The sequence below is a fragment of the Streptomyces sp. SID4985 genome, from assembly GCF_009863025.1.
Taxonomy (GTDB): domain Bacteria; phylum Actinomycetota; class Actinomycetes; order Streptomycetales; family Streptomycetaceae; genus Streptomyces.
On the sequence record NZ_WWIR01000287.1, the window covers coordinates 1 to 9,452 of the forward strand.

Annotated in this window: 10 protein-coding genes; 6 read left to right on the plus strand and 4 right to left on the minus strand. The window is 71.6% G+C overall.

Annotation, left to right across the window (positions count from 1 at the left end; translation table 11 throughout):
* The 3 genes from GTW40_RS11860 to GTW40_RS11870 all read left to right on the plus strand — a co-directional run.
* Positions 1-342, plus strand: a 342-nt coding sequence (locus GTW40_RS11860) for an ATP-binding protein (protein ID WP_237525464.1), incomplete at its 5' end; no start/stop codon positions are given.
* Positions 339-1,013 carry a response regulator transcription factor gene (locus GTW40_RS11865; protein ID WP_161180136.1) on the plus strand — a complete coding sequence of 225 codons (675 nt, stop codon included), beginning with the start codon at positions 339-341 and terminating at the stop codon, positions 1,011-1,013. The genes GTW40_RS11860 and GTW40_RS11865, both read left to right, overlap by 4 nt.
* A gap of 109 nt (positions 1,014-1,122) precedes the next feature.
* Complete coding sequence (locus GTW40_RS11870; RefSeq protein ID WP_161180137.1) at positions 1,123-2,151, plus strand: 6-phosphofructokinase; 1,029 nt, start codon at positions 1,123-1,125, stop codon at positions 2,149-2,151.
* Positions 2,152-2,157: 6 nt separating this feature from the next.
* Here the strand turns inward: GTW40_RS11870 and GTW40_RS11875 are convergent, their stop codons facing one another.
* The gene (locus GTW40_RS11875) at positions 2,158-4,032 is read right to left on the minus strand and encodes a chorismate-binding protein (protein WP_161180138.1); all 1,875 of its coding nucleotides are present in this window, start codon (positions 4,030-4,032) and stop codon (positions 2,158-2,160) included.
* Positions 4,033-4,317: 285 nt separating this feature from the next.
* On the opposite strand from GTW40_RS11875, the gene GTW40_RS11885 reads away from it, so the two are divergent.
* Both GTW40_RS11885 and GTW40_RS11890 read left to right on the plus strand, forming a co-directional pair.
* On the plus strand, positions 4,318-5,667 hold the full coding sequence (locus tag GTW40_RS11885; protein ID WP_161180140.1) for a 3-deoxy-7-phosphoheptulonate synthase class II: 1,350 nt from the start codon (positions 4,318-4,320) through the stop codon (positions 5,665-5,667).
* A gap of 142 nt (positions 5,668-5,809) precedes the next feature.
* On the plus strand, positions 5,810-6,070 hold the full coding sequence (locus GTW40_RS11890) for a (2Fe-2S)-binding protein (RefSeq protein ID WP_343245669.1): 261 nt from the start codon (positions 5,810-5,812) through the stop codon (positions 6,068-6,070).
* A gap of 10 nt (positions 6,071-6,080) precedes the next feature.
* Here the strand turns inward: GTW40_RS11890 and bfr are convergent, their stop codons facing one another.
* Entirely contained in the window at positions 6,081-6,584 is a 504-nt protein-coding gene (gene bfr, locus GTW40_RS11895) for a bacterioferritin (RefSeq protein WP_161180142.1), read from the minus strand.
* A gap of 197 nt (positions 6,585-6,781) precedes the next feature.
* Between bfr and GTW40_RS11900 the strand changes: the two genes are divergently transcribed.
* A complete protein-coding gene (locus GTW40_RS11900) occupies positions 6,782-7,414 on the plus strand; it encodes a sulfite oxidase-like oxidoreductase (RefSeq protein WP_161180143.1) in 633 nt (210 codons plus the stop codon).
* A gap of 21 nt (positions 7,415-7,435) precedes the next feature.
* On the opposite strand, the gene GTW40_RS11905 is transcribed toward GTW40_RS11900, so the two are convergent.
* Together GTW40_RS11905 and GTW40_RS11910 are read right to left on the minus strand one after the other, a co-directional pair.
* On the minus strand, positions 7,436-8,338 hold the full coding sequence (locus tag GTW40_RS11905) for a deoxyribonuclease IV (RefSeq protein WP_161180144.1): 903 nt from the start codon (positions 8,336-8,338) through the stop codon (positions 7,436-7,438).
* 90 nt (positions 8,339-8,428) lie between these two features.
* Positions 8,429-9,452: Stk1 family PASTA domain-containing Ser/Thr kinase (locus tag GTW40_RS11910; RefSeq protein WP_161180145.1), on the minus strand; the 1,024-nt coding region annotated here is incomplete at its 5' end.

Here is a 9,452-nt window from a genome sequence, read left to right on the forward strand (position 1 = left end):
CTGCCCCCGGCCGCCGCGCGCGAGCTGGCGGCCGCCGTCGGTGCCGCCCTGGACAATGTGCGCAGGCACGCGGGCGAGGAGGCCCGCGCCTGGATCCTGGTCGAGGACGAGCCCGGGGCGATCGTGGTCACCGTCCGCGATGACGGCCCCGGCATCCCCGAGGGCCGTCTCGCCGAGGCCGAGGGCGAGGGCAGGCTCGGCGTGGCCCAGTCGATCCGGGGACGGCTGCGCGACCTCGGCGGCAGCGCCGAGGTGATCTCGGTGCCGGGCCAGGGCACGGAGGTCGAGCTGACGGTACCGAAGAGCGCCGAAGGGGCGCGGGGGAAGGCGGAGAAGCGATGACGGAGCAGGACCCGATCAAGGTCATGGTGGTGGACGACCACCCCATGTGGCGCGACGCGGTCGCCCGCGACCTGGCCGAGTCCGGCTTCGCCGTGGTCGCCACGGCGGGCGACGGCGAACAGGCCGTACGCCGCGCCAAGGCCGCCGCCCCCGACGTGCTCGTGCTCGACCTGAACCTGCCCGCCAAGCCCGGCGTCCAGGTGTGCAAGGAACTCGTCGCCCACGACCCGGCCCTGCGCGTCCTCGTGCTGTCCGCGAGCGGCGAGCACGCCGACGTGCTGGAGGCCGTGAAGTCCGGCGCCACCGGCTATCTGCTGAAGTCCGCCTCCACCGAGGAACTGACCGACGCCGTACGCCGCACCGCCGCCGGTGACCCGGTGTTCACCCCCGGCCTGGCCGGACTGGTCCTCGGCGAGTACCGCCGCCTGGCCGCCGAGCCCGCCCCCGCGCCCGACACCGACGCCCCCGGGGCACCCCGGCTCACCGACCGGGAGACCGAGGTGCTGCGCCTGGTCGCCAAGGGCCTGAGCTACAAGCAGATCGCCGAACGCCTGGTCATCTCGCACCGCACGGTCCAGAACCACGTCCAGAACACCCTCGGCAAGCTCCAGCTGCACAACCGCGTCGAGCTGGTCCGCTACGCCATCGAGCGCGGTCTCGACGACGAGTGAGCCCCCGCGCCGACCGGTGATTCACCGGAATCGCCCTTCCCACCTCGGTGCGTGAGCTGTATCACGATTAACGTGGCTGGGTCGGGACACCTCGGCGAAGGGACATTCCATGCGCGTCGGAGTACTGACCGGGGGCGGCGACTGCCCGGGTCTCAACGCCGTCATCCGAGGCATCGTCCGCAAGGGCGTGCAGGAGTACGGGTACGACTTCACCGGTTTCAAGGACGGCTGGCGCGGCCCGCTGGAGGGCCGCACCGTGCCGCTGGACATCCCCGCCGTGCGCGGCATCCTGCCCCGGGGCGGCACCATCCTCGGCTCCTCGCGGACCAACCCGCTCAAGGAGGAGGACGGGGTGCGCCGGGTCAAGGAGCATCTGCGCGAGGAGGGCGTGGACGCCCTGATCGCGATCGGCGGCGAGGACACCCTCGGGGTCGCCGCCGAGCTGTACGAGAAACACGGGGTGCCCTGTGTCGGGGTGCCCAAGACCATCGACAACGACCTCTCCGGCACCGACTACACCTTCGGCTTCGACACGGCCGTCAACATCGCCACCGAGGCCATCGACCGGCTGCACACCACCGCCGAGTCCCACATGCGGGTCCTGGTCTGCGAGGTCATGGGGCGGCACGCGGGCTGGATCGCCCTGCACTCCGGGCTCGCCGGGGGCGCGAACGTCATCCTCATCCCCGAGCGGCGCTTCGACGTGGAGCAGGTGTGCGGCTGGATCACCTCCCGCTTCGAGGCGTCGTACGCCCCCATCGTCGTCATCGCCGAGGGCGCGATGCCCAGGGACGGTGACGTGGTGCTCAAGGACGAGTCGCTCGACTCCTTCGGGCACGTCCGGCTCTCCGGGGTCGGGGAGTGGCTGGCCAAGCAGATCGAGAAGCGCACCGGCAAGGAGGCCCGCACCACCGTGCTCGGGCACGTCCAGCGCGGGGGCACCCCGAGCGCCTTCGACCGCTGGCTGGCCACCCGCTTCGGGCTGCACGCCGTCGACTGTGTCCACGAGGGCGACTTCGGGGTGATGGTCGCTCTCCAGGGCACGGACATCGTGCGCGTCCCGATCGCGGAGGCCACGGCCACGCTGAAGACGGTGAAGCCGGAGCTGTACGAGGAGGCCGGGGTGTTCTTCGGCTGAGAACCCTCAGGCGGCCGTCGTCCGGGGCCGCAGGACCAGGTCCCGGACCAGCTCCGCGCCGTTCAGGGTCAGCACCGACTCGGGGTGGAACTGCACTGAGACGAACCGGTCCGCGCGCAGCGCGTGCACCTCGCCGCCGTTCGTCCGGCTCACCTCCACGCCGTGCGCGGCCAGTTCGGCGGCGGCCTCGTCGTCGCAGCGCGCCACGAAGCTGTTGTAGAAGCCGACCGTCTCCGGGCGCCCGAACAGGTCGACCGTGGTCTGCGCGCCCTGGTACGGCACCTTCTTGCGGACGATCTCCAGGCCCAGCTCCGCCGCGATCAGCTCATGGCCCAGGCACACCCCGAACACCCCGTGCCGATGGTCGCTCAGTGCGGCCGCCGTCAGCTCCCGCAGCACCCGCATCTTCGGGTCCGCCGGATCGCCGGGGTCGCCAGGGCCCGGGCCCAGCACCAGCGGGCCCTCGTGCGCGAGCGCGGTCTCCCGAAGGCCCGGCTCGTCGTAGCGGCGCACGGTCACCTCCAGGCCCGCCGAGCGCAGCACGTGCGCCAGCATCGACGTGAAGGTGTCCTCGCCGTCGACCACCAGCGCGTGCGCGCCGACCGGCGCGGCGGGCTCCCGCATCCGCAGCCAGAACGGCGCCAGCGCCGCGCGCCGCCCGTCCAGCGCGGCCCGCACCCGGGGGTCGTCCGCCAGCCGGGGCAGCGCCCGCTCGGCACGCGGCCGGGCAGGCCGTACCCCGAGCGCGGCGAGCACGCCCGCCGCCTTCGCGTGGGTCTCGGCCACCTCGCCCGCCGGGTCCGAACCGCGCACCAGGGTCGCCCCGACCGGCACGCTCAGCCGGCCGTCGGCGGCGATGTCGGCGGTGCGGATCAGGATGGGGGAGTCCAGCGTGCGCGCGCCCCCGGCGTCGCGGCCCAGCAGGGCGAGGGCGCCCGCGTAGTAGCCGCGCCCGGTCGGCTCGTACCGCTCGATCACCCGGCACGCGTTCTGCACCGGGGAGCCGGTGACCGTCGCCGCGAACATGGTCTCCCGCAGCACGTCCCGCACGTCCAGCGAGGACTTGCCGCGCAGCTCGTACTCGGTGTGCGCGAGGTGCGCCATCTCCTTCAGGCGCGGGCCGATCACGACCCCGCCCTGATCGCCGACGGTGCACATCATCTTCAGCTCCTCGTCGACCACCATGGAGAGCTCCTCGGTCTCCTTGGCGTCGGCGAGGAAGTCCAGCAGGTGCTCCGGGGGCGGCCCCTCCGCCGGATAGCGGTACGTCCCGCTGATCGGGTTCATCACCACCGTGCCCCCCGACATCCGCACATGGACCTCGGGGCTGGCCCCGACCAAAGTCCGGTCCCCGGTGAACACCACGAACGTCCAGTACGCCCCCCGCTCACCGGCGAGCAGCCGCCGGAACAGCGCCAGCGCGTCGGTCCGCGAGAAGCCCGGGATCTCGCCCCGGTACGTCCGCCGGATCACGAAGTTGGCGCCCTCGCCGCGCCCGATCTCCTCGCGCAGCACCCGCCCGACGATCTCCGCGTACTCCTCGTCGGCCACGTCGAAGCCGCCGTCCTCGACCCGCACCGCGTGGTCCGGCAGGGTCTGGAGCGCCCGCGCGAGCGGGACCTCGTACGACTCCTCGGGAGTCAGCACCAGCAGCGGCGTGCCGTCGTCGCGCACGTCGAAGCCGCGCTCGCGGATCTGCCGGAACGGGATCAGCGCCAGGCCCTCGTCGGGCAGGTCGGCCAGCCGGTCGCGGGCGGTGACGGGGCCGAGCAACACCTCGACCATGGGCTCCTCGCGGCCCGGGGTGCGGCGGTGCAGCAGGGCGAAGGGGCGGGGGTCGTCGACGAGGCGGGCCAAGTCGGCCGTATTGGTGGGGTTCATGGAGTCCTCTTGCGTCGGTCCGGGAAGCGGGACGGTGGACGCCGGTCGAGGAGAGGCTCCGGAAAACACCGAAGGCCGCCCCTCGGGCGGCCTTCGCGAAGTCTTGAGTACGCGCAGTCAGCGGGCCGCCGGAGAAGCGGTCCACCACCAGTTCTGGATCGAAGGCGCGAACATGGAAAAGACCCTACCGTACCGACGGGGCGTCCACGGAGCAGTCACTTCGTCTCACCTTTCGAGCCGAAACGGGAGCACGGGTTGCGACCCCGTAATGTTTACAGGGTGACCGTGAACGCTGATTCCCGAGCCGTCGCCGCCGAGGCGACCTGGCGAGACCTGCCCGCGGCGCAGCAGCCCGAATACCCGGATACCGAGGCTCTGCGCGAAGTGATCGCGGAGCTTTCGACCTATCCGCCCCTCGTCTTCGCGGGCGAGTGCGACCAGCTGCGTGCCCGTCTGGCGTCCGTCGCCAAGGGGGAGGCGTTCCTGCTCCAGGGCGGCGACTGCGCCGAATCCTTCGAGGCCGTCGGCGCGGAGGACATCCGGGCCAAGGTCAAGACGATCCTCCAGATGGGCGCCGTGCTGACCTACGCGGCCTCCGTGCCGGTGGTCAAGGTCGGCCGGATCGCGGGCCAGTACTCCAAGCCGCGCTCCAAGCCCACCGAGACCCGCGACGGCGTGACGCTGCCGACCTACCGCGGCGACTCCGTCAACGGCTTCGACTTCACCGAGTCGGCCCGCATCCCGGACCCCGAGCGCCTGAAGCGGATGTACCACGCCTCCGCCTCCACGCTGAACCTGGTCCGCGCCTTCACCACCGGCGGCTACGCCGACCTGCGCCAGGTGCACGCCTGGAACCAGGACTTCGTGAAGTCCTCCCCCTCCGGCCAGCGCTACGAGCAGCTGGCCCGGGAGATCGACCAGGCGCTGAACTTCATGCGGGCCTGCGGCGCCGAGCCGGAGGAGTTCAAGACCGTCGAGTTCTACTCCTCCCACGAGGCGCTCCTGCTGGACTACGAGACGGCCCTGACCCGGGTCGACTCCCGCACCGGCAAGCTGTACGACGTCTCCGGGCACATGGTGTGGATCGGTGAGCGCACCCGGCAGATGGACGGCGCGCACATCGAGTTCGCGTCCAAGGTCCGCAACCCGATCGGCATCAAGCTCGGCCCGACCACCACGGCCGAGGACGCGCTGCGCTACATCGACCGCCTCGACCCCGACCGGGAGCCGGGCCGGCTGACCTTCATCGTCCGCATGGGCGCCGACAAGATCCGCGACAAGCTCCCCGAGCTGGTCGAGAAGGTCACGGCGTCCGGCGCGACGGTGGTCTGGGTGACCGACCCGATGCACGGCAACACCTTCGAGGCGGCCTCCGGGCACAAGACCCGCCGCTTCGACGACGTGCTCGACGAGGTCAAGGGCTTCTTCGAGGTCCACAAGGGCCTGGGCACCCACCCCGGCGGCATCCACGTGGAGCTGACCGGCGACGACGTCACCGAGTGCGTGGGCGGCGGCGACGAGATCTTCGTCGACGACCTCCACCAGCGCTACGAGACGGCCTGCGACCCCCGGCTGAACCGCAGCCAGTCGCTGGACCTCGCCTTCCTCGTCGCGGAGATGTACCGGGACCAGTGAGGCCGAAGTGGCCTGAAGCGTGAAGTAGGGCGCGGATCACACGAGATCCGCGCCCTTCCGCTTTCCCGGCCCCCGGTCACTGGGTTAGGTTAGGTTTGCCTCACCGAGATACGGGATGGCGCATACGGCGTTCTCGTCGGAGGTGAACCGGGTGTACGTCTGCAGTTGCTTCGGCATCACCGAGCAGCAGGTCAAGCAGCACGCCCAGGACGGCGCCTGCACCCCGCGTCAGATCGCCTCGGCCTGCAAGGCGGGCACCGACTGCGGCGGCTGTGTCCGCCGTATCCAGGCCCTGCTCGGCCGGGGCGCCTGCCCGCGCCGTGAGCAGATCGCCCAGCGGCCCCCGGTGCTGGTCACCGCGGCCGCCCCCGAGGCCCTGCCGCGACTGGACGACGCCGCCTGACCCCCGGTCCTCAGTGGGTGCCCGGACCCGACGCGTCCGGCTGGCTCTGCTCGATCGTGGTGGACAGGTACAGCGCCTCGCCCAGCTTGTCGATCAGGTCCAGCTGGGTCTCCAGATAGTCGATGTGGTGCTCCTCGTCGGCCAGGATCGCCTCGAAGACGTTCGCCGACGTGATGTCGCCCTTGGCGCGCATGATCTCCACGCCCCGGCGCAGCCGGTCGATGGCCTCGACCTCGATCTGCCGGTCCGCCTGGAACATCTCCGTCACGGTCTGCCCGACCGAGACATGGAAGAGCCGCTGGTAGTTGGGCAGACCGTCAAGGAGCAGAATGCGGTCGGTCAGGACCTCCGCGTGCCGCATCTCGTCGAAGGACTCGGCCCGGGTGTACTGGGCGAGCTTCGTCCACCCCTTGTGGTCCTGGAGCTTGGCGTGCAGGAAGTACTGGTTGATCGCGGTGAGCTCGGCGGTGAGCTGCTCGTTGAGCAGCTCGATGACCTCGGGGTCGCCTTGCATCGGGTGGGGCTCCTTCCGGGCAATCCTGGCTGATGGTGCCGCATGATTTCACCGGCGCCCGAAGTCGTCCAGTAAGTACATGCTTAGTGGTTTCTGTCCATATTGTTTACGGGATGCCCGGGGGACGATCCGGGAGCGGCCTGGGGGTGGTCATGGGGTGGTCCGATGCACTCCGTCCGGTCTGTCAGGATGGAGGCATGGGTCATCCGGTGGAACGTGCGTCCGGAGCACGCGCAGAGACAGAACTTCCGCCGGGGCAGCGGCTCCAGCGCGGCTGGCCGGTCACCCACTACGGACCGGTGCCGAAGTTCCGGCCCGAGCGCTGGGACCTCCAGGTCTTCGGCGCCACCGCCGACGGCGGCAAGCGCGCCTGGTCCCACGAGGAGTTCACGGCCCTGCCGTACGCCACGGTCGTGGCCGACCTGCACTGCGTCACCAAGTTCAGCATGCTCGGCGCCGAATGGGGCGGGGTGCCCGCCCGCGCGGTCCTCGACCTGGCACCGCCCGCGCCCGGGGTCACCCATGTGATGGTGTGGGCGGAGTACGGCTTCAGCGCCAATCTGCGCCTCGCGGACTTCGCCTCCGACCACACGGTCTTCGCCACCCACAAGGACGGCGAACTCCTCACCGCCGAGCACGGCTTCCCGGCCCGTCTGATCGTCCCGCACCTCTACGCCTGGAAGGGCCCCAAGTGGGTGCGCGGCGTGGAGTACCTGACCGCCGACCGGCGCGGCTTCTGGGAGCAGCGCGGCTACCACAACATCGGCGACCCCTGGCAGGAGCAGCGCTACACCTACCAGGAGCAGCCGGGGGACGGCCCCGGACTCTGAGCCGTGCCCCTTGTGCGGCCCTCAGCCGTCGCGGAGCCGCTTCAGCCGGGCCACGTCCGCCGCGTGCCCCTCCTTGCCGCCCGGGGTCTCGATGACCAGCGGCACGCCCGCCGTCGCGGGGTGGTTCAGCAGGGCGCGGAACGGCTCCTCACCGATGTGCCCGGCGCCGATGTTCTCGTGCCGGTCCTTGTGCGCGCCCGCCACGTCCTTGGAGTCGTTGGCGTGGATCAGCTTCAGCCGCCCCTCGCCCACGGTGTCCACCAGCAGATCCAGGGTCTGCCGCATCCCGTCGGGGCCTGTCAGGTCGTGCCCGGCGGCGAAGATGTGACAGGTGTCCAGGCAGACGCCGAGCTTCGGATGGGCGTCCAGCGCCTCGAAGTACGGCCCGAAGTCCCAGGTGCGCGAGCACAGCGAGGAACCCTGTCCGGCCGTCGACTCCAGGAGCAGGAACGGGTCGTCGTCGTGGGTCAGCTCGTCCAGGAGCGGCAGCATGTGCTCCCGTACCTGCTTGAGCGCCACCTCACGGGCCCGGCCGCCCGTCGCGCTGCCGGTGTGCACGACGACCCCGAGCGCGCCGATCTCCCGGCCGCGCCGCAGCGAGTGCCGCAGCGACTCCACGGACTTCTCGACGGTGGCCTCGGTGTGCGAGCCGAAGTTGATCAGGTACGGCGCGTGGACGTACGCCGGGACCGACTCCTGTGCGCACGCCTGCCGGAACGCCTCGTCCTGCCGGGGGTTTCCGGCGGGGGTGGCCCAGCCGCGCGGGTTGGCGACGAAGACCTGCACGGTCTCCGCCTTCAGCTCACGGGCGTAGGAGAGCCCGGTCGCGTGCAGTCCGCCGGCCACCGGCACATGGCCGCCGACGGGGTTGCGCAGGGCGCCGGACAGGGATGCGGATGCGGGGGAGGGGGCCTGGCTCGTCACCCGTTCAGGGTGTCACGCCGGCCCCGGCCGCCGGACCGCCGAGGGCGGTGAGACCGGTCACCGGGCCTGTCTCACCGCACGAGCCGCTGGTCAGCGGATCGTCAGGGTGATCGTCGAGCCCTTGGGCGCCCTGTCGCCGCCGTCCACGGACTGCTCGCGCACCTTGTCGCCGAACAGACCGAGCAGCCCCCGGTCCTCCTCGACCTGGAACCCGGCCGCCTCCAGCGTCTTCTTCGCGCTGTCCACGTCCTGCCCGGTCACGTCCGGGACCTCGATCATCTCGGGACCCTTGGACAGGGTGAGCGTCACGGCGTCGCCCTCGGCGGCGGTGCCCTCGGCCGGTGTCTGGGAGACCACCTGGTCCTTGTCGTAGTCGGACGAGTGCACCCGCTCGGGGGCGACCTTCACCTTCAGGCCCGCGTCGGTCAGATCCTGGGTGGCGTCGTCCAGGCTCTCGCCGGTGACGTCCGGGATGTCCACCTGGCGGCCCTTGCTGACGACCAGCGCGATCGCGGAGCCCGCGTGCCGCTCGACGCCCGCGCCCGGGGTCGTGGAGATCACCGAGCCGCGCTCGACCTCGTCGCTGAACTCCCGGGTCACCATGCCCGGTTCCAGACCGGCCGACTTCAGCTGTGCACGGGCCTCGGCCAGGGGGCGGCCGGACAGGTCCGGCACCATCACCGTCTGCGGGCCCAGCGAGATGGTCAGGCTCACCGAGCCGTGGTCGCGGATACGGGCGCCGGGGGAGGGCTCGGAGCCGATGACCTGGCCCCGCTGCACGGTGTCGCTGTAGGAGCGGCGGACCTTGCCGACGTCCAGACCGGCCGACTCGATCCGCTTCTTGGCCTGCGCCTCGGTGCGCGACAGCAGCGGCGGGACCTTGGTGAACTGGCCCGCGTTGACGTACCAGACGCCCGCGCCGACGAACAGCACCACCAGGGCGGCGACCAGCGCGAGCACCCCGCGCCGGGGCCCGGTGGCGGTGCGCCGGGGCGGCAGGGCGTCGGCACCGAGACGGGCCGTGTACCGCACGTCACCGCCGTCCGGCTCGCCCACCGGCAGCGGGCGCGGCACGGTCAGCGAACGCGGGATCACGCTCGTACGGTCCTCGGCG